The organism is Cellulophaga sp. BC115SP, assembly GCF_009905545.1.
GTDB classification, from domain to species: domain Bacteria; phylum Bacteroidota; class Bacteroidia; order Cytophagales; family Spirosomataceae; genus Flectobacillus; species Flectobacillus rivi.
In genome coordinates, this window is the sequence record NZ_JAAALB010000011.1 from 77,914 (window position 1) to 98,348 (window position 20,435).

The 20,435-nt window shown below is 37.2% G+C and carries 16 protein-coding genes; 11 read left to right on the forward strand and 5 right to left on the reverse strand.

The genetic code is table 11. The features are described 5' to 3' along the window. Nucleotides 1-246: 246 nt before the first annotated feature. From GVN22_RS10940 to GVN22_RS10960, 5 genes are all read left to right on the forward strand, one after another. Nucleotides 247-3,237, forward strand: a complete 2,991-nt coding sequence (locus tag GVN22_RS10940; RefSeq protein ID WP_166551066.1) for a TonB-dependent receptor — start codon at nt 247-249, stop codon at nt 3,235-3,237. Nucleotides 3,238-3,306: 69 nt separating this feature from the next. Then, complete coding sequence (locus GVN22_RS10945) at nt 3,307-4,896, forward strand: RagB/SusD family nutrient uptake outer membrane protein (RefSeq protein ID WP_166551067.1); 1,590 nt, start codon at nt 3,307-3,309, stop codon at nt 4,894-4,896. Between the two features lie 494 nt (nt 4,897-5,390). Continuing rightward, the gene (locus GVN22_RS10950; RefSeq protein WP_166551068.1) at nt 5,391-6,704 is read left to right on the forward strand and encodes a SusE domain-containing protein; all 1,314 of its coding nucleotides are present in this window, start codon (nt 5,391-5,393) and stop codon (nt 6,702-6,704) included. 96 nt (nt 6,705-6,800) lie between these two features. Further along, the gene (locus GVN22_RS10955; protein ID WP_166551069.1) at nt 6,801-8,345 is read left to right on the forward strand and encodes an alpha-amylase family glycosyl hydrolase; all 1,545 of its coding nucleotides are present in this window, start codon (nt 6,801-6,803) and stop codon (nt 8,343-8,345) included. A 356-nt stretch (nt 8,346-8,701) separates the two neighbouring features. Continuing rightward, nucleotides 8,702-9,466, forward strand: a complete 765-nt coding sequence (locus GVN22_RS10960; RefSeq protein ID WP_283369499.1) for an SDR family oxidoreductase — start codon at nt 8,702-8,704, stop codon at nt 9,464-9,466. 392 nt (nt 9,467-9,858) lie between these two features. Here the strand turns inward: GVN22_RS10960 and GVN22_RS10965 are convergent, their stop codons facing one another. The 4 genes from GVN22_RS10965 to GVN22_RS10980 form a co-directional block, all read right to left on the reverse strand. After that, nucleotides 9,859-10,527, reverse strand: coding sequence for a DUF1361 domain-containing protein (locus GVN22_RS10965; RefSeq protein ID WP_166551071.1), 669 nt, complete (start codon nt 10,525-10,527; stop codon nt 9,859-9,861). Nucleotides 10,528-10,774: 247 nt separating this feature from the next. Next, nucleotides 10,775-11,086 carry a hypothetical protein gene (locus GVN22_RS10970; protein ID WP_166551072.1) on the reverse strand — a complete coding sequence of 104 codons (312 nt, stop codon included), beginning with the start codon at nt 11,084-11,086 and terminating at the stop codon, nt 10,775-10,777. Between the two features lie 284 nt (nt 11,087-11,370). Further along, entirely contained in the window at nt 11,371-11,670 is a 300-nt protein-coding gene (locus tag GVN22_RS10975) for a transcriptional regulator (RefSeq protein WP_166551073.1), read from the reverse strand. Nucleotides 11,671-11,684: 14 nt separating this feature from the next. Continuing rightward, nucleotides 11,685-12,296 (reverse strand): hypothetical protein, encoded by a 612-nt coding sequence (locus tag GVN22_RS10980; RefSeq protein WP_166551074.1) that lies wholly within the window; start codon nt 12,294-12,296, stop codon nt 11,685-11,687. 172 nt (nt 12,297-12,468) lie between these two features. Between GVN22_RS10980 and GVN22_RS10985 the strand changes: the two genes are divergently transcribed. From GVN22_RS10985 to GVN22_RS10995, 3 genes are all read left to right on the forward strand, one after another. Next, nucleotides 12,469-13,191, forward strand: coding sequence for an OmpA family protein (locus tag GVN22_RS10985; RefSeq protein WP_166551075.1), 723 nt, complete (start codon nt 12,469-12,471; stop codon nt 13,189-13,191). Between the two features lie 307 nt (nt 13,192-13,498). Further along, nucleotides 13,499-14,257: a hypothetical protein gene (locus tag GVN22_RS10990; RefSeq protein ID WP_166551076.1), complete on the forward strand. Its 759-nt coding sequence runs from the start codon at nt 13,499-13,501 to the stop codon at nt 14,255-14,257. Between the two features lie 123 nt (nt 14,258-14,380). After that, nucleotides 14,381-15,772 carry a C1 family peptidase gene (locus tag GVN22_RS10995; protein ID WP_166551077.1) on the forward strand — a complete coding sequence of 464 codons (1,392 nt, stop codon included), beginning with the start codon at nt 14,381-14,383 and terminating at the stop codon, nt 15,770-15,772. Nucleotides 15,773-15,946: 174 nt separating this feature from the next. On the opposite strand, the gene GVN22_RS11000 is transcribed toward GVN22_RS10995, so the two are convergent. After that, the gene (locus tag GVN22_RS11000; RefSeq protein WP_166551078.1) at nt 15,947-16,393 is read right to left on the reverse strand and encodes an ion transporter; all 447 of its coding nucleotides are present in this window, start codon (nt 16,391-16,393) and stop codon (nt 15,947-15,949) included. A gap of 426 nt (nt 16,394-16,819) precedes the next feature. Here GVN22_RS11000 and GVN22_RS11005 point away from each other — a divergent pair, with 426 nt between their 5' ends. The 3 genes from GVN22_RS11005 (at nt 16,820) to GVN22_RS11015 (ending at nt 20,317) form a co-directional block, all read left to right on the forward strand. Continuing rightward, the gene (locus tag GVN22_RS11005; RefSeq protein WP_166551079.1) at nt 16,820-18,178 is read left to right on the forward strand and encodes a PAS domain S-box protein; all 1,359 of its coding nucleotides are present in this window, start codon (nt 16,820-16,822) and stop codon (nt 18,176-18,178) included. A 97-nt stretch (nt 18,179-18,275) separates the two neighbouring features. After that, entirely contained in the window at nt 18,276-19,007 is a 732-nt protein-coding gene (locus GVN22_RS11010; protein WP_166551080.1) for a sulfite exporter TauE/SafE family protein, read from the forward strand. Between the two features lie 17 nt (nt 19,008-19,024). Then, nucleotides 19,025-20,317 carry an NAD(P)/FAD-dependent oxidoreductase gene (locus tag GVN22_RS11015; protein ID WP_166551081.1) on the forward strand — a complete coding sequence of 431 codons (1,293 nt, stop codon included), beginning with the start codon at nt 19,025-19,027 and terminating at the stop codon, nt 20,315-20,317. The last annotated feature ends 118 nt before the right edge of the window (nt 20,318-20,435 follow it).

Below are 20,435 nucleotides of genomic sequence, written 5' to 3' on the forward strand. Positions count from 1 at the left end.
TTAGGGCGATTACATTCACGAATTACACTTCATCTTTCCATATTTTTTCATTCCCTATCCCGAATGAAAAGCTTTCATTTTATAAGGTAAAATCTCAAAAACTAAAATTTCCAAAGGGCTTTTGAGATAGTCCAAATTCAATCCAATTATATTTTTCAGTAATGACGGAGTCGGCAAAAGTGATTTTGCTGATAGCTCCTTGATTACCTTTTTTAAACCAATAATCCATTAACCAATTTCAATTTTATGTTTCAACAGAACTACGGAGAAGAATCAAAAAATTCTCGTTCGGAAGCTAGATTTTCTTTCAGTAAGAAACTCTGGCTATTGATGATGTTTAGCTGGGTGAGCGTAGCTGCATTTGCCCAAAACAAGGTGACGGGTACTGTAAAAGATGCCAAAGATGGTTCGCCGCTTCCTGGGGTGACTATCCAAGTAAAAGGACAGACAAAAGGTACTCAAACTACAGGTGATGGTAAATACCAAATCAATGTCGCTGATAACACGGTATTGGTATTTAGTTTCATCGGAAAAGCAACCAAAGAAGTAACAGTAGGTAGCCAGACAGTGATTGATGTAAGCCTCGAAGATGATATCAAAACATTGGGAGAGGTTGTGGTAATTGGTTATGGTTCGCAAAAGAAAAAGGACTTGACGGGTTCTGTGGCGGCGATTAACTCAGAAGATTTTAACAAAGGTAACATTGCTTCGCCAGACCAATTGGTTGTAGGTAAAGTAGCAGGGGTTCAAATCACCTCAAACGGTGGTGCACCAGGTGCTGGTAGTACTATTCGTATTCGTGGAGGTGCATCCTTAAATGCCAATAACGACCCACTTATCGTAATCGACGGTGTGCCTTTAGACAACTCAGGTATTTCTGGTGCGCCAAGTGCTTTGAGTTTGATTAACCCGAACGACATCGAGTCGATGAACATTTTGAAAGATGCTTCGGCAACGGCGATTTATGGTTCACGTGCTTCAAACGGAGTTATTTTGATTACCACTAAAAAGGGAAGCAAAAACGGTGGTTTGAAAGTAAATTTCAGTTCACAAGCTTCATTGGCACAAAGCACAGGCTTCACAAAAGTGCTTTCAGCTGACCAATTCCGCACAATGATTAATGAAAAAGGTACTGCTGCTCAAATCGCTGTTTTGGGAAAAGCAAATACTAACTGGCAAGAGCAAATTTACCGTAATGCGTTGAGTTCGGATAATAACTTAAGTGTTTCGGGTTCTTTGAAAAGTGTTCCTTTCCGTGTATCGGTAGGTTATACTAACCAAGATGGTATCTTGAAAACTTCAAATATGGGTCGTACGTCTGCCTCTATCGGTATTTCTCCTACCCTTTTGAACAACCACTTGAAAATTGATGTGAATTTGAAAGGCTCAAACGTTGACAATACTTTTGCTAACACAGGCGCTATTGGTGCGGCTATTGCCTTTGACCCAACTCAATCTGTTTATTCAGGCAATAACAACTACGGTGGCTATTGGGAATGGTTAAACTCAGACGGAAAACCAAATACGATTGCACCTCGTAACCCTGTTGGGTTGTTGAACCAAACTAGCGATAAAAGTACAGTTCAACGTAGTATTGGTAATATTCAATTGGATTACAAATTCCATTTCTTACCAGAATTGCGTGCTAATGTAAACGCAGGTTATGATGTTAGTAAAAGTGATGGAACAAGATTTGTTCCTGCAACGGCAGCAGCTAACTATAGCACAGCTGGAGAGAAAACGGTATATACGCAAAACAAGACCAACAAATTGTTTGACTTTTATTTGAACTATGCCAAGGAATTGAAAGAAATCAACAGTAGAATTGACGTAATGGCTGGTTACGAGTACCAAGATTTCTTGACTGAAAGTACTAATATTAGAACAAACGCTGAAGGTTCAACGACTTATACCAATAGTCCATATAAGACACAAAACACTTTGGTATCATTCTTCGGTCGTATGAACTATACTTTTGACGATGCCTATTTATTGACTTTCACAGTTCGTAGAGACGGATCTTCAAGATTTAACCCAGACAACCGTTGGGGTACATTCCCATCAGCAGCATTTGCTTGGAAATTGAATGAAATGTCTTTCTTGAAAAACTCGAATACCATTTCTGAATTGAAATTACGTGTGGGTTACGGTATTACTGGTCAGCAAGATATTGGTCAAAACTATGCTTATTTGCCAAGATATACTGCTTCTTTAGACAATGCTCAGTATCAATTAGGTAACACTTTCTATACAACACTACGTGCTGAAGGTTATGATGCTAATATCAAATGGGAACAAACAGCTACGTCTAACGCAGGTATTGACTTTGCTTTCAAAAAAGCAAGACTTTCAGGTAGTATTGACTATTACTACAAAAACACAACTAATTTGTTGAACGTGATTCCAGTTGCCGTTGGTACTAACTTGACCAACCAATTGTTGACAAACGTTGGTTCAATGGAAAACCAAGGGGTTGAATTAGCCTTAAACTACAACCCAATCCATACAGACAAATTTGACTGGAATGTCGCTTTCAACGCAACATACAATGTTAACAAAATTACAAAATTGACCAACAACAACGACCCTTCTTACCAAGGTGTATTAGTTGGCGGTATTGCAGGTGGTGTGGGTAGTACTATCCAAATCCACTCGGTAGGTTATCCAGCATATTCATATTATGTATTACAACAAGCTTATGATGCAAGCGGTAAGCCTATTGAAGGAGTTTATGTTGACAGAAACGGTGATGGTATCATCAACGTCGATGACCAATATCGTTACAAATCTCCAGCACCAAAAGTATTCTTAGGCTTCAACTCACAAATGACTTATGATAACTGGAGTTTTGGTTTTGTATTGAGAGGTAACATTGGCAATTATGTGTATAACAACGTAAAATCTTCGAATGGAGCATATATCAACTTCCAAGGTTCTAACGGATATATCGCTAACCTTTCACCAAGTGTGTTTGATTCTCAATTTGCGAAAAATCAATTTTTCTCAGATTACTACATGGAAAATGCTTCATTCGTGAGAATGGAAAACATCACTTTGGGTTATACATTCAAGAAATTCTTGGGTAACAAAGTAAATATGCGCTTGAATGCCACTGCACAAAACGTATTTACTATTACTAAATACACAGGCTTGAACCCAGAAGTTTCGGGTGGTATCGACAACAACGTGTACCCAGTACCACGTACTTACTCTTTAGGTTTGAACATTGGTTTCTAATCAATTCAATCTAAGAGCGATAACAACAACTTAAATTTCCTATTCAAGTATTATTAAGGATACAAAGAAATGAAAACAAGATTTTTCAAAAATATAGCATTATTCGGAGGGTTAGCAGCCAGTTTATTGGTTAGCTCATGTACGGGTGATCTCGACAGAACTCCATTTATTGAAGTAACCTCAGCTACAGTTTACAACGACCCTGCTGCGTACAAACAAGCTGCTGCCAAACTTTATGCTGGTCTAGCACTCACAGGGCAAGAAGGTCCTGCTGGAAAGCCAGATTTAGGTGGTATCGATGAGGGCTTCTCTAGTTACTTGCGTCAGTACTGGCAATTGCAGGAGCTTCCAACAGACGAAGCTGTTATTGCTTGGGGTGATGCTGGTTTACCAGAAATGAATACGATGCAATGGTCTTCTAACAACCCATTCGTAAGAGGTTTGTATAACCGTATTTTCTACCAAATTGCCGCTTGTAATGAATATATTCGTGAAGCAAGCGATGCCAAATTGAGTAGTCGTGGTATTACAGGAACTAACTTAACCGACGTAAAATACCTTCGTACAGAAGCTCGTTTCTTGCGTGCATTAAGCTATTGGCATGCGTTGGATATGTTTGGAGGAAATGTTCCATTTGTCACTGAAGCCGATGCTATTGGCTCAACATTGCCAAAGCAAACAAATGCTTCTGCTTTGTTTACTTATATCGAAACAGAACTAAAGGCTATCGAACCAGAAATGATGGATGCTCGTAAAAATGAGTATGCACGTGCTGACAAAGCAGCTGTTTGGATGTTGTTAGCAAAACTTTACTTAAATGCTGAAGCTGCTGGCGTTGGAGCAAAATATGCAGACGCTGCGACTTATGCGAAAAAAGTAATCGATGCTGGTTATACCTTAGAATCGAAATACACAAATCTTTTCAGAACTGACAATAACAATTCTAAAGAAGTTGTATTTCCAGTTGCGTTCGACGGAGTTCACACAAAAACTTGGGGTGGTATGACTTTCTTAGTACATGCTCCAGTGGGTGGTTCTATGTCAGCATCATCATTTGGTATCGATGGTGGTTGGGGTGGTTTGCGTACGACAAAAGCTTTTGTAAGTCTTTTTGCTGACCCATCTGGCAAAACAGATACTCGTGCTATGTTCTACACAGACGGACAAAAATTGGAGATTGACGATTTGACTCAATTCTCGAATGGTTATGCGATTTCCAAATGGAAAAATATCTCTTCGACAGGTGCTCAAGGTTCTGATATTGTTCACCCAGACACCGACTTCCCAATGTTCCGTTTGGCAGATGCTTATTTGATTTATGCTGAGGCTGCCGCTCGTGGTGCTGGCGATCGTACATTGGCGTTACAATATGTAAATGCACTTCGTACACGTGCCTTCGGAAATACGAATGGAAACATTACGGCTGCCCAATTAACAGCTGACTTTATTTTGGACGAGCGTGCTCGTGAATTATACTGGGAAGGTTCTCGTCGTACTGACTTGATTCGTTTTAACAAATACACTTCAGCTACGTATGTTTGGCCTTGGAAAGGTGGCGTAAAAGACGGTAAATCAGTAAGTGATTACTTGAAATTTTACCCAATTCCTTCGACTGACTTAACGGCTAACCCGAACCTAAAACAAAATACAGGATACTAAGGAGTGAAGAGTTTTGAGTGTGGAGTTGTGAAAATATCAAAACTCCACACTCAAAATATCAAAGCTTCAAAATTAAGTAAGAGGAAAGATTAAATGAGTGTCCGACAACTTAACCAATAACTTCCTTTTACTTGAGTATTAGTGCAAAATAAGATTTGCTCAGTTTTGAATGTAAAATATTGATAATGAAGCTTTTTAAACTTTCTTAAAAATTGCTTGCGTCAGCAATGAATTTATACTGTTTGAGCGAAGCGAGGTGGGACGCCACTCCGATTATAAATTCTTGAATTTTTTGCGGCCGCCGCTGCGGTTACTTTTTGTATCAAGGCGGGAACGCCTAGTTAAAAAGTAAGACGAAGAATTAATCAATAAAATATGATTTTTGAAAAGTTTAAACAGCTTCAATTAAAAAAATACATTCACAATTCACAACTCGTAATTCAGCACTAATGCTTACCTGATCAAAGTCAACTTTAACATAATTGGACTCAGAAATGAAAAAGATATTTAGTACTTCTTTAATCGTTTTGGCTTCTCTGTTTGTTTTCACTTCTTGTGAAAAAGAAGAAGAAAAAGCCATCTTGAATACGAATGCAGTGCCTTCGATTCAACTTTCAGCAAACACAGTGGTGTTGACCAAAGACAATGCTGATAAAGATGCCGTAACGCTTTCGTGGCCAAAACCAGACTATGGTTTCTCAGCAGCGGCATCTTATACTATTTTGATTGATAAAAAAGGCGGTACTTTCGTGGCTCCTGTTTCAATCATCACCAATACAGCACTTACTAAAACCTTCAAAACGTCAGAATTAAATGCTATTTTGATTAAGTTGGGCTTAGTTGCTGGAACCGCTGGAGATATCGACATTCGTGTAGTTTCTAATGTAGGTGACAATACCTCAAAAACGTCGTTTACTTCTCCAACAATTTCGTTGAAAGCTACTCCTTACTTGGATAAACTAGATTTAACTACTATTTGGGGAGTTGTAGGTAGCGCCGCGGTAAACGGCTGGAATGGTCCAGATATGCCTTTCTACAAAACGGATAAAACTGACGAAATCGTCGCTTATGTAACTTTGAATGACGGCGAAATCAAATTCCGTAGCAACAACAAATGGGATGTAAACTACGGGGATGATGGTGCCAATGGTACACTGGAAGCTGGTGGTGCTAATATCAAAGTGACAGCGGGTACTTATAAAATCACCTTCAATACATCTTCTTTAACCTATACAATCGAGAAATATTCTTGGGGATTAGTAGGAAGCGCTACACCAAGCGGATGGAATGCACCAGATGTACCATTAACGTACGACCCAACTACCGACACATGGAAAGCAACGGCTTTCTTGAAAGCAGGTGAAATCAAAGTTCGTAAAAACGAAGATTGGGGTGTAAACTATGGTGGTGCAGGTGGTACTTTGGTACTTGGTGGCGATAACATCGCTGTTACTGAAGGAAATTACAATATTACCATCGACTTCAAGAAAATGAAATTTACCGTTGAAGCTACTAAGCCTTGGGGTGTAGTAGGTGATGCAGCGCCAAACGGTTGGAATGGTCCAGACGTGAAATTCCGTCCTGATTTTGTTACAGAAAATGTTTTTGTAATTGATAATGTAACTTTAGGTACAGGCGAAATCAAGTTCCGTTACAACGATGCATGGGCTGTGAACTATGGTGATGATGGCGCCGATGGTAACCTAGAAGCTGGCGGTGCAAACATTAAAGTTACAGCAGGCAAATACCAAATCATTCTTGACTTGTCTAATGCTAGTAAGCCCAAATACACATTGACCAAAAAGTAATTTTTACGTTTAGTCAATATAACAAAAAGCAAAGTGATTTAGCTAAAAGAATCACTTTGCCTTTTTGTCCTAGCATATTCTCCCCCCATATCTTTCATGAAAAAGCTATTTTTATTGGGCATTGCTTTGCTCAGTACTTTCAATCCTTTTGCCCAATCCAAAACACCTGAGGTATGTTATGAGATTTTTGTGCGCTCATTTGCAGACTCCAATGGCGATGGTATTGGTGACATCAACGGGATTACTTCGAAGCTAGATTACCTTAAATCACTTGGCGTTGATGCGCTATGGTTAACTCCTGTGAGCAATTCACCATCATATCATAAATATGATGTAACTGATTATAAATCCATTGACCCTGAATTTGGTACTATCGACGACTATAAAAGACTTATTTCGGAGGCTCATAAGCGTAAAATCAAAATCATCAAAGACTTTGTCATCAACCATACAAGCGATAAGCACCCTTGGTTTTTAGAAGCAAAAAAAGGAAAATCAAATCCTTACCGTGATTATTACGTATGGATGACCCCAAAAATGATTGATTCGTTGGGTATTGCGACTCGTGAACAAGCAGGTGGTTCTTGGGAAGTTACTCCTTGGCACTTTGCCCATCAAGGAGATACCGAAAAGTACTATGCTTTGTTTTGGGGAGGTATGCCCGATTTGAATTATGATAATCCAAAAGTTCGTAAAGAAGTTTACGAGGCTGCCAAGTATTGGTTGAAAGAAGTGGGAGTTGATGGTTTCCGTTTAGATGCTGCGAAACATATTTATCCAGATTGGGAGGCAGAAAAATGTCATGCTTTCTGGCAAGAATTCCGTAAGGAAATGACAGCTACAAAACCTGACGTATATATCGTAGGTGAAGTTTGGACTTCGGCAGACAAAGTTGCTCCTTATTTCAAGGGCTTACCTGCAAACTTCCATATCGATGAAGGATTTGCTATTCAGAAGGTGGTAAAAGACGGAAAAGAAGATAATTTAATTCAAAAAATCCTATCTGATTACAAAGCCTTTGGCTCACAAAATCCTGATTTTATTGATGCTACTATTATTGATAACCATGACCAAGATCGTATTGGTACAGTCATGAACGACGATGTTAACAAAATGAAAGTAGCCGCTCAATTACTACTATCCTTGCCAGGTCAACCTTATATTTATTATGGAGAAGAGTTAGGGATGTTAGGCAAAAAACCTGATGAAAACATTCGTGAACCATTTCTTTGGGAAAAAGAAGCCAGCGATAAAGCTCGCACAAAATGGATGAAGCCTGTTTTTACAACTGAAAAAACAGTCCGTCCACTTTCTGAGCAAATCAAAGACCCTAATTCTGTTTTTAGTACCTATAAAAATCTCATCGCTTTCCGTAAAAGTCAACCAGCGATGCGTCAAGTAATTCGTCCGAATTTACAAGAAAGTGCTATTAAACAAGAAGGTATCTTGGCTTTTGTCAGAAACCATACCTCAGGTAATTTGTTGGTGATTCATAACCTAACAGGCAAAGCTCAGGATATTCAATTGCCATCATCAGAACAAAAATATAAAGCTATTGTATTTACGACTTCAGGCAAAAAAGGAGCACTAAATTCCACAAAAGTTGCAGTTCCAGCGTTTGGAATGGTGGTTTTGAAATAGTCTTTTGCCCAAAAAACATAAAATATAATTGGTACAAAAGGAATAGTTCGCACCTTATAAAAAGCCATCCAATCGGATGGCTTTTTGCATTTTTCCAATAAAGCAATAAATCACATTTCAACTATCATTTTGGTGGACTACTAACATAACTCCTCTCCTATTTCACATACAATGTCAAACCGAAAACGTTTACAAAAAAAAATCCTAAAAAATCTCAAAGCAAAGTTTGTTAGTTCTCCATAATTGTCCCAACTTCCCTTAAGAACCTCTCAAAACCGTCTCCAAGACCACAAAATTTGAGATTTAGTTTCGAAAAACATTTTCAAGAAAATATAACTTTTTTAAGAACCATGAGTATCCTCCAAATGTTTGATTTAACAGGAAAAGTAGCCCTAGTGACTGGCTGTAAAAAAGGTATTGGTAAAGCCATGGCTTTGGCTTTGGCAGAAGCTGGCGCTGATATTATTGGCGTTTCGGCGTCTTTAGAATTAAGTGGTAGCCAAGTAGAGCAAGAAGTAGTAGCTTTGGGACGTAAATTCAAAGCCTACCAAGCTGATTTTGGTAAACGTGATTCTTTATACAGCTTTATCAGTCAAGTAAAAGCAGATTTTCCTGTCATTGATATTTTGGTGAACAATGCAGGTTCTATTTTGCGTAAGCCTGCTGCGGAGCATCCAGATGAATATTGGGACGAAATCATGGAAATTAACCTTAATTCACAGTTTGTTATCACACGTGAAATTGGTAAATCAATGGTTGAGCGTGGTAGTGGAAAAGTAATTTTCACTGCCTCATTATTGACGTTCCAAGGTGGTATCAACGTTCCAGGATATGCGGCAAGTAAAGGTGCTATTGGTAGTTTGACCAAAGCATTTGCCAACGAGTGGGCAAGCAAAGGCGTGAATGTAAATGCAATCGTTCCAGGCTATATTGCTACAGACAATACCGAAGCACTTCGTAATGACCCAGAACGTTCGGCATCTATTTTGAGTCGTATTCCTGCCAACCGTTGGGGTACACCAGATGACTTTAAAGGCGCAACTTTATTCTTAGCTTCTCAAGCTTCTTCTTATGTACACGGAAGCACGCTTATCGTAGACGGCGGCTGGATGGGAAGATAATCAAGTGAGGAGTTTTGAGTGATAAGTTTTGAAAATATTGAGTGATGAAAATCTTACTTAGTAGAGACGCATTGCTTTGCGTCTAAAGATGTGTCATTCAGAATTTGGGTATATTTATCCTGTTTCTGTTTGTCGGGATTCAGTAAAACATGAGTCATCCCGAATTTTTAGGATTGGGATTATTCTCCAAGTTTTTATCAAAAAAGCGGTCGAAAACTACTTTTCGACCGCTTTTTTGATGCTTCGATGTTAGATATGACTTGGCTTAAGAGGTAATCATTGCGTCTCTACTACGATAATATAAATTTTAACATAATCACTCATCCACTCAATCACTAAATCGCTAAATTCGGGATGACTCATATCGAGATATGCCTTTTGGTTAATCTACATTACATTTCCTCCTCTTCACCTGCCAAGCTCCATACCATCGCATAGCAAAAAGCTACAAAAAGACCATACTCCACTACAAACATCCAAGTAATTCGGTAGGTCATTGACCGTAATATATACTCCACAAGAGAGAAAGGTTGGGCAATGATATCCCATGAGTTCCAACGTTCAATTCTTCCCAAGTAGATACCATAACCACTCAAAGCAATGGATATGATTAAGGCTATCCAACTTATCTTTTTTGAGGTATGCTTTGCCCACAACTGTTTGATCCAATACATAGAAATCATTCCTGCAAATAAAGCAGACATAGCATATCCAAAGAAAGTTAACTGTTCATGCCAGTATAACCCAGAATCATATTGTGGAAATAAGTGTACAAAATCTGTAATGATATAGGGTGCATTCGGAAAAAATGCTAACCAAATAATACTCAAAATCACCAATTTAGCTAAGCTTACTGTTCCTTTGTCAGACTGTCGTTGTAACCAAATCACACAAAAAAGCGGTACCCAAGCCAGAAATAAATTCCAGTTAATACCCCACATGTATAAATCAGAATATATCACTACTCTAGTAGCAAAAAGCAATACGGCAAAGCCTGAAAGTAACATCAAGGAGAGAATAACTCTCTCCTTGCGTTTTGAAATGAATAATTTCTCAAACATAATTTAAAAGTACTTTGAATTACAAAGTTTATAAATAAAAAAATAGAAAGTGTAAAAAACTAGATACTAGGCTTGCTCAGTCCTTGAAAAAAAGGGATAAGTCGGGCAAAAGTCAAGTGTCTATTCATGAGAACTAAATTGTTTAATCGTGATTAATTTATTGCCAATAGGGCGATAGGGTTCAAACTATTAATATATACATTCAAAGTAGGTGCTTACCAAAATAAGTAGAATATGAAAAGGTGTGTTAGTTTCCAGCAAAAGGGGTTCCAAAAATACCTACTGCCAATTCTACCCAAATCAAGAAAAAGATGATAAATAGAATAGCTCCAGCAATAAAGCGCGTTTTGAAAGTTTTAAATTTTCTTAGTAAAAGCTCAAGCGTAACGCCAGTACCACTCAATAAAACACCTGCCACAATAAAGTCAAATACCGACCATTGAACTTCATTGGTAAACTGCATGGCAATCAGAGGAATCAGTAAAATCGATAAAGATCCTCCCAAAATTAAGGCTAATCTCCTCGTTGGAGTCAGCTCAAATACATGGTTCTTTTCCATAAGTGATTGATTTTAAATAAGTAATAGTGCAAAATAAGATTTAAGTTATATGCCTAGGCACGAGGCAACAGGCATTAGGCAAAGAGTTATAAAATATTTATAATAAACAAAGACATGATTTTTTCCAAAGCCCACCGCCGAAATCCGCTATCTGAAAGCCTAATTCACAAAAAATAAAAATATCGCGGTGCTGCACCATAAGGTAATTATCTGATTATAAGTAACATATTATAACTGATTCCCTATTAACTAATAACTTTTTTACTTAACTCAAAACTCCGCGCTTATTTCATTCCTTTCACTAATTCCTCTAAAGCTGCCAAATGGCTCTGAAATGCTTCTCTCCCCTCTTGAGTTACCTGAAAGGCTGTATTTGGCTTTTTTCCAATAAAGCTTTTCCGTACTACTATAAACTGCTCTTTTTCTAAAGCAGCAATATGTGAAGCCAAGTTTCCGTCTGTTAATGCCAAGGTTTCTTTGAGTTCACCAAAATCAACCCAGTCGTTTACCATCAATATTGACATTATCCCTAACCGAATCCGACTCTCAAAAGCTTTATTTAACTGTGTTATAAAGTTCTTCATTCTATCCTTCTATCCTAATTTTCGTACTTACGATAGAGCAAAATTCCATACAAAATATGTAAAACCCCAAATCCAAAAGCCCAAAAGAACAGTCCTATATAATAATCGTTCATAAAACCCGAAATAATTCCCAAAACCACTTCGGCAATTCCGAGGTATCGAATGTCATTGTAGGTGTACTTAGAAGCATTGATTAACGCTAATCCATAAAATAATAAAGTTGCTGAATCTATCAAATGCGGTGCATTCTGTAATAATATAATGCAAAATAATCCTCCTGCAACCAAGGGTAACATCAGGTTAGCTAATAATCTTTTAGAAGCTGTATTCCAGAGGGTTTGATTATTTTTCTTAACTCTTCTATAGGTCAGTACAAAAGCAGCAATCAAGGTCAAAATTAAGGCTGATACCCCAATTTTCACTAAATCTGATAACAGCGCTTGATTTTCGAGCAGACGATTATAGTTACCATTATAATCCTTTGCAATTCGAAAATAGGCTAAACCCGAGGCAATTAAACCAAACGTTCCTGCAAAAACGCCACTCAGTCCACTCAATGACAAAAATCTAGTGGAACGCTCCATCATAGCTCTGATTTCTGCAATGTCTTCTAAATGTTGATTCATATCTTATTTTTAAAAGTACTTTGTATTACAAAGTTGATAATTAAAAAAGATTTTCCAAAATTTCAGTTGAATATTTTTCTAAAAATGGAGAGTTTTTTGTTAATCGATACTAAAATTGATACTTTCGAGCTATCAAATCTTGTATTTGTTTGCTCAAACCCTTACCTATATCATGACGATAAAGCAATTTTTCATCCTTACAATTTTGCTCATTACAAGCAATACCATTTTGGCACAGACGCCTAAAAGTAAAAAAGTGATTACCCAATTTTTTGTTAAAGCAATAGACGAACAAACAAAAGAAGAATTACCTGTTGAACTTGACATAAAGCTTTATAAAGCTAAAAAGACCTATCAGGCTAAAAATGAGCCTTTTTTAAGTCCGTTTATGTTTTTACTGTACGAATCTGATACAGTGGAAGTTAAAAGTAAAGTTGATGGCTATTACTCCTACACTGAGCTTTTGGTGGCTTCTTGTGATACCTGCCCTATTTATCAGCATACGGTAACGATGGAAAAAAGAAAGCCACTTTTTGAAAATGCCAAAGTAAACGACGTAGTGAAATTAGATAAAATCTATTTCGATCAAAGTAGTTTCATCCTAAGAAGTGATTCCTATCCTCAGCTCGAAGAACTCTATAAAGCATTAGAAACAAATCCCAAACTTCGTATTGAAATATCAGGACATACCGACAATGTTGGTAATGCTAAGTTAAATCAACTACTATCCGAAAATCGAGCTAGAGTGATTAACAATTATTTAGTAGGAAAAGGAATTGATGCGAAACGGTTAAAATTTGTAGGTTATGGACAAACCAAGCCTGTATCGCCCAATGACACAGAAGAAAACAAATCCAAAAATAGACGTGTGGAATGTTTAGTATTGGCGAATTAAGGATATCCTAACAAAAGCATTGTTTCCATTCCAAAAATTTGTGAATTAGTCATGCATTGGCTTATCTGGAAAAACCTGTATTCATAATGGGTCTTAAAATTCAAATCTAAAATTTTGCCGTATTAAAGGAGCTTTCGATAGGCTCCTTTTTTTGTACTGAGCATTTTCGATAATCATAAATAATTTCGCACAAATCCCGTTTTTTCTACCTCTATTAGAATATTAATAGGGATAATTAAAATTCAAAATAATCCTATTATATTGCAAAACACTATCAACTGATATTTTTCAGTATTTTTTGCTATTTATGAAAACTCTTAAAAATCTTATTCCATTTCTCTGCTGTTATTTACTAACTGGTCTTTTACTTTCATTTTCTCAAAGCAAAGATTTAGCTACTCAAGAAAATAAATTTGTGAAGCAATTCGCTACGCTTAGTAATGGTTCTGGTGATTCTGAAAAATTTGAAAAAGATTTTAGAAACTTCCTTTCTGCAAATCCCAACTCCCTTGATTTTTCTTTTAACAAGCTGAAAAACAACTCTTTTTATATTACCACATCAACGGATAGCAATTTCCGACACTATAGCTGGGACAACGGCCAAGGTGGTTCGATGCGCTTTTTCAATGAAATCTATCAGTGGAGAGTTGGGGGAAAAGTATTTGTAAAGCAGGTGCAAGGTTCGGAGGAAGGTGATAGCGGAGAGTTTTCTTCCAAAATTTACAGTATTAACATTCAAAACAAAGACTACTATTTAATCATCACAAATAGCATTTTCTCTAATCGTGACGCTCGTCAATCAGTGTTAGCTTTTGTGATTAACAATGACAAGCTAACTCCTGCCCCAATATTCAAAACCAAAACAAAGCTTTTAAGCAGAATTGATGTTGATTTTGATTTTTTCTCAGTCGTTGACAGACCCGAACGTCCTCTCGAATTAATTACCTTCAATAGCAAGCAGGATACCCTTTTTATTCCTGTGGTTGATAAGGATGGTAAAGTGACCAAACGTAATATTCTTTATGTTTTTAATGGCACTTCTCTTGAGTTTAAGGGTATCAAGTAATAATCTCTTTGAGGTTGGAAATATACCAGCCGACTGAAAGCTCTATGGCAGAAAAACTTTAAATAATTTTATTTTTCAAAAACGAATTTATCTCAAATCTTTCCAACCAAACACATCACCACTATGGGAAACAACCTAAGTAGTAACGGCGGTTACCGTTACATGGCAGCAAACCCTAATGCAGAAGAATTCAAACCTTCAAAACGTTCAAAGAAAAAACTTCCTCCCAAAGTAGACCTCCGCAAATACATGACCAAGGTAGAAAACCAGAAGTCATTGAGTAGTTGTACGGCAAATGCTACCGCTGGGGCTTATGAGTATCTTGCCAAACGTCATTTGAAAAATCGTCAATTTGAAGTAAGTCGTCTCTTTGTTTATTACAATGCTCGATTAAGAGCTAGCAATGTTATCAAAGATGAGGGCAGTCATATTCAGTACGCGGTTGAAAGTTTACATAAGCTTGGCGCATGTACAGAGGATGTATGGCCTTATGAATTGAAAAAAGTAAATAACAAACCTAATACAGCGAGTTATGATGAGGCGAGTTATTTTAAGGTACAGAAATCTAAATATGTACCAACTGACTTAAAATCATGGAAACAAGCATTGGCAGAAGGATATCCCATTATTTTTGGTATCGCTCTTTTTGAAGGTTTTGATAATTGTCAAAAATATGGCGGTGTAGTACCAATGCCTTCGCCAGATGAGGCTTCTCGTGCTGCTCATGGATTACACGCGATGCTTTGTGTAGGATATTCGGAGGCTGACGAAATGTTCATTGTTCGTAACTCTTGGGGAGAAGAATGGGGAGATAAAGGATACTGTTATATGCCTTATCAGTACGTAATCAATGAAAAGTTTAACCTCGGAGATAGCTGGCTTATCAAACGTACTGACCCAATTCCAGATTTTGAAGATACTTGGGTAAACGATAAGAAGTCAATTATTGCTAAAAGTGGAGCTGCAAATGCGGCAAGTTTGCCTGTTTATTCGGCTGATGACTACGAAGACTTTGATGTTTGGACTATTTTCGAAGACGAATTAGTAGACGAATATGATGAAGTTGGCTGCGATGAATACGAAGAGCTTGAATACATAGAAAGCGACCTTGACGAAGAAGGTGAAGAGGAAGAGTACGATGAGGAGGAAGAAGAGGATGAAGACTCGGAAGACGAGGAAGAATACGACGAAGAAGAGGAAGAGGAGGAGTCTGATGAGGAGGAAGAATACGACGAAGAGGAGGAAGAAGAAGAGTCGGATGACGAGGAAGAATACGACGAAGAGGAGGAAGAAGAGTCTGATGACGAGGAAGAATACGACGAAGAGGAGGAAGAAGAAGAGTCTGATGATGAGGAAGAATACGACGAAGAGGAGGAGGAGGAAGAGTCTGAAGACGAGGAAGAATATGACGAAGAGGAGGAAGAAGAAGAGTCCGAAGAAGAATCTGAAGACGAAGAGGAAGAAGAAGAATCCGAGGAGGAAGAATCTGGCGAAGAGGAAGAGGAGGAAGAATAGATCATCCAAACTTAATCACATGGAAATTTCATTTTCCAAACAGGGTGCGACTTAAATCGCATCCTGAGGTATTCATTAAAAAGCGGTCGAAAATCAATTTTCGACCGCTTTTTTACACTAATATGTTTGGTTAGACGCAAAACACACATCTCAACCAGAAATAAATAAAGCTGATTATTCGTCCTCATCTTTTCGAGCCTCTACGCGGGTAAGTAGGCTCTCTTTCAAACTATTAAAATCTGATAAGATGAACAATACTGTCAAAAATGAGATAGTTAATTCCAACATTGATAATATTTTGGCAAGCACTGAACTTGGCAATAAATTACCATAACCAAAAAATGTAAATTGTTGTAAACTGAAAAACAAAAATTCAAACAACAATCTTGGGTTGGAGTAATTTACGGGCATACCTTCATAATTGGTGGGATTGATAAGATATAGTCCAAAAAAGTCGAACGTAAATGAAAGAATGAATACAGAAATATTCATACAAGCAAAGACGATGAACTTATGAAAAGGTGCATCTTTTATCGTTACATCTATGATTTTTTGATAGCCTACCCAGACGAAATAAATCGTTTTTGAAAAACATAATAATACCAATAAGAACGTCGACATTATTGGGCTAACTCCTTCTATTTCGTCAATATAAAAAAGCCAAATAGCCGAGATTACCACTATCATGCACCTCGCAAATATTCCTAATACACTCTGATTATTGGGATTGAGTAGTTTTATTCCATTCATTTTACTGCCAAACTTATATGTATCAATATGTCCGCAAATGTAGATTAATTCATAAGATTATTCAATTGGGAATCAAGGATGTTGAGATGATTTTGTAAAATATTAGCTTCACAACCCCATAAAAAGATAAAAACAAAATTTTATTATTGTATTTTTCATCATTGAATTCAGCAAATAATTGGGTAATTTTTTCATAGAGCTGCCCTTTATGAATCTGAATAATTACCTAAACTATTTGTTAAAACTGGCAAATTTCTTCTTAGAAGTTTTCCAATCCTATTTTATCCGCGACACAACATGAAAACTAATTTATCAATCGATATACTCTCGGCCACAATCAACAGCGTTGCCGAGAACTTTGTACTCATTGCTCCTGACCATAAGGTATTGATATGCAATACTACAATGGTCAAAACATTAGAAATGTTTTTTGGAAAAAAAATCCAAATAGGTGACGATTACCGAGATTTTGTCGTTGAGCCACTGAAGGAAATCTATTTTTCGGCGTTTGAAAATGCCATTCAAGGGGAGTCCACCTCGGTACAAAAAGAAACTTCGAGCAACGAGATTCATTTGTGGTTTGAATATAAAGCCAATCCCGTTTACGATGATGCTCGAAACCTTATTGGTGTTGCCATTTATGCGAAAAATATAGATGAGCAGAAAAAAGCAGAACTAGCCATTGAGTATCTAAAAACTACCTACGAGTCACTTATCAATAATATCTCCGACAGTATTTGTTTGCTGGATAAAGATTTTAAATTAATTCAATTCAACACCCATTTTAAAAAGAGTATTTTCCTCAACATGGGAAAAGAAATCAACATTGGTGATGATTTTAGGCAATATCTATTTCCAAAAGAAACAGATGCTTTCTACAAACAATTTAATAGTGCGATTGCTGGTACAACGGTAGAAGATGAAATATGTGTTCACAATATTCATGGAGATACCATCTGGATTTTGAGTAAAATGTATCCTGTTTACGATAAAAATCAGGTTATCATTGGAGTCTGTTTGGTGGCTATCAACATCAGCGCCAAAAAGAAAATGGAATTATCAATTTTAGAAAATGAACAACGTTTTCGGAAAATTATTGAAACGGCTCCTGTCCCAATCGTCATTGTGGATAAGAAAATGAAAATACAGTTGGTAAACCCTGAAACGGAGAAAATTTTCAATTATGAGTCAAAGGAACTTCTAGACCAAGATATTAATATTTTAATCCCAAAGCGATTTCATGCAAATCATGTTCAATACCAACAGCAATATATTCAAGCACCCAAAATGTACCGAATGGGTATTGGTCGATTTACCCCTGCTGTCACCAAGGATGGTATCGAGAAAATTGTAGAAGTAAGTCTCAATTCATTTAAAGTAAATGACGAAACGTTTATTTTAGCCATTATTCAAGACGTTACAAAGCGAATCGAGCATGAAAATCAACTAGAAAATCAAGTTGAAACCCTCGAAAAAATTGCTTGGCAGCAATCCCACGAAATGCGAAAACCTGTTGCCAATATCCTCGGCTTAGTCCAATTGATTGAATACGATCAAACTTACAACCCATTGCTCATCAACCAGCTTCACCAAACAACAAAAGAGTTAGACGATGTTATTCATAAAATTGTGAATCTTACACATCTAAATCGATAAAAATCAGCTTTCTGTGTGAGTTTCTTATTGTGATTCACACAGATATTTTGGTATCTTCATTCTAAATTATGTTGATACTAACTCACCACTTCCTATCGTGCTTGAAAAATACTATATCTTTGCCCTTTTGGCATTATTTGCAGAAATCATCGGAACAGTTTCAGGCTTTGGATCTTCTATCCTATTTGTACCTGTAGCATCCTTATTTTTTGATTTCAAGACCGTTCTTGGCATTACAGCCGTCTTTCATGTTTTTAGCAACGTCTCAAAAATCACCCTATTCCGAAAAGGCATCAACAAAGAAATAGCCCTCAAATTGGGGATTCCAGCGGTTATATTTGTGATGATTGGCGCTTGGATGACGACCTTTGTTCCAACAAAATCCATGGAATTGGCCATGAACATCATGCTGGTGGGCTTATCATTATATTTACTTTTTAATTTCAATAAAACTCTTAAACAAACTGACAGCAACCTATATCTTGGAGGAATCATGTCAGGCTTGTTAGCAGGCTTGGTCGGCACGGGCGGTGCTATCAGAGGTATCACTTTAGCAGCATTCCAACTTCCCAAAGAGATATTCATTGCCACCTCCGCACTGATTGATTTGGGGGTAGATAGTAGTCGAGCAGTGGTTTATGTAAGTAATGGTTATTTTGACAAACAATATATTGTATTGATCCCATTTCTAATTGTCATTAGTATTTTGGGAAGTTATATCGGAAAAGTAATTTTACAATATACTTCCGAAACGGTGTTTCGGTATATCGTTTTATCCATCGTCATTCTCACCTCTATCTTCCAAACTGTCAAATATTTTATGAATTAATTAACCCTCACTCCACTATGAAAACTCCTCCCATTGCCATTATTGGAGCAGGTCCTTCTGGATTATCTATTGCTAGAGCCCTAGCCAAAGCGCAGCTTCCGTTTGTTATTTATGAAAAACATCACAATACAGGTGGTTTATGGGACATCGAAAATGAAGGTTCGCCCATGTACGAATCAGCGCATTTTATTTCTTCAAAAACCCTATCAGGTTTTCCAGATTTCCCTATGCCTGACGACTACCCTGATTATCCTACTCGCAAGCAGTTATGCGCTTATATACAGGCATTTGCCAAACATTTTGATTTAGAAAAAGATATTATTTTCAATACAAAAATTGAAAAAGTAGAAAAAGACAAGGATGGTTGGAAGTTGACAACGACACAAGGTGAAAGTTATTTTCATCAGGAACTTATCTGTGCCAATGGTACACTTTGGCAACCCAATATTGCCCACTATCGTGGTACATTTTCAGGAATAATTCGTCATTCAAATACCTTTAAAAAGTCTACAGAGTTTCTTAATAAAAAAATCTTAGTCGTTGGAGGTGGCAACTCTGGAGTAGATATTGCTTGTGAAGCTGCCAGTTTTGCAAACGAAGCCTATTTGAGTATGCGACGTGGTTATTACTTTATTCCGAAACACGTTTTTGGTGTGCCCTCAGATGTGTTTTCCCATGGCGGTCCTAAACTTCCTTTGAAAGTCAATCAATGGATTTTTAAAAAACTCCTCAAAATTGTGGTAGGCGACCAAACTAAATTTGGACTTCCCAAGCCAGACCATGAATTGTTTGAATCGCATCCTCTGATGAATTCGCAAATCATGCACCACACTTCACATGGTAATTTGTGTATCAAATCCGACATTGATTATTTTGAAGGAAACAACGTATTTTTCAAAGATGGGAGTTCTATCGAAGTAGATGAAATAATTTTGGCAACGGGCTATAACTATGCAATCCCTTTTGCTGAGGAGTTTTTTGACTGGAAAGACCATCGTCCACAATTATATATGAATCTATTTAACCCTAAACACGACAATATCTATGTGATGGGTTTTGTAGAAACTAATTCGGCAGCGTATGATATATTCACTCAACTAGCGACCTTACTAGCTAACCACCTGAAAGACAAGAAAGAATCGCCAGAAAAAGCAAAGATTTTCAGAAATAAAGTTACCTCCGAAACACTCGATTTAACAGGTGGCATCAAACTAGTAGCCTCCGAACGTCACACAGGTTATGTTGACAGCGATACAATCAAAGCGAAGCTTAAACAAATTCAGAAGCAAATGGGCTGGAGTAATCTATAAAACGTGCGTTTGTAAATACATATTTTTACTTTGTAACACAAAACTCCCTATCCACCAAGGTCGATAGGAAGTTTTGTTTATTTGCTCTGTAAGAAGTTTTCAAACTATTGCAGATTTC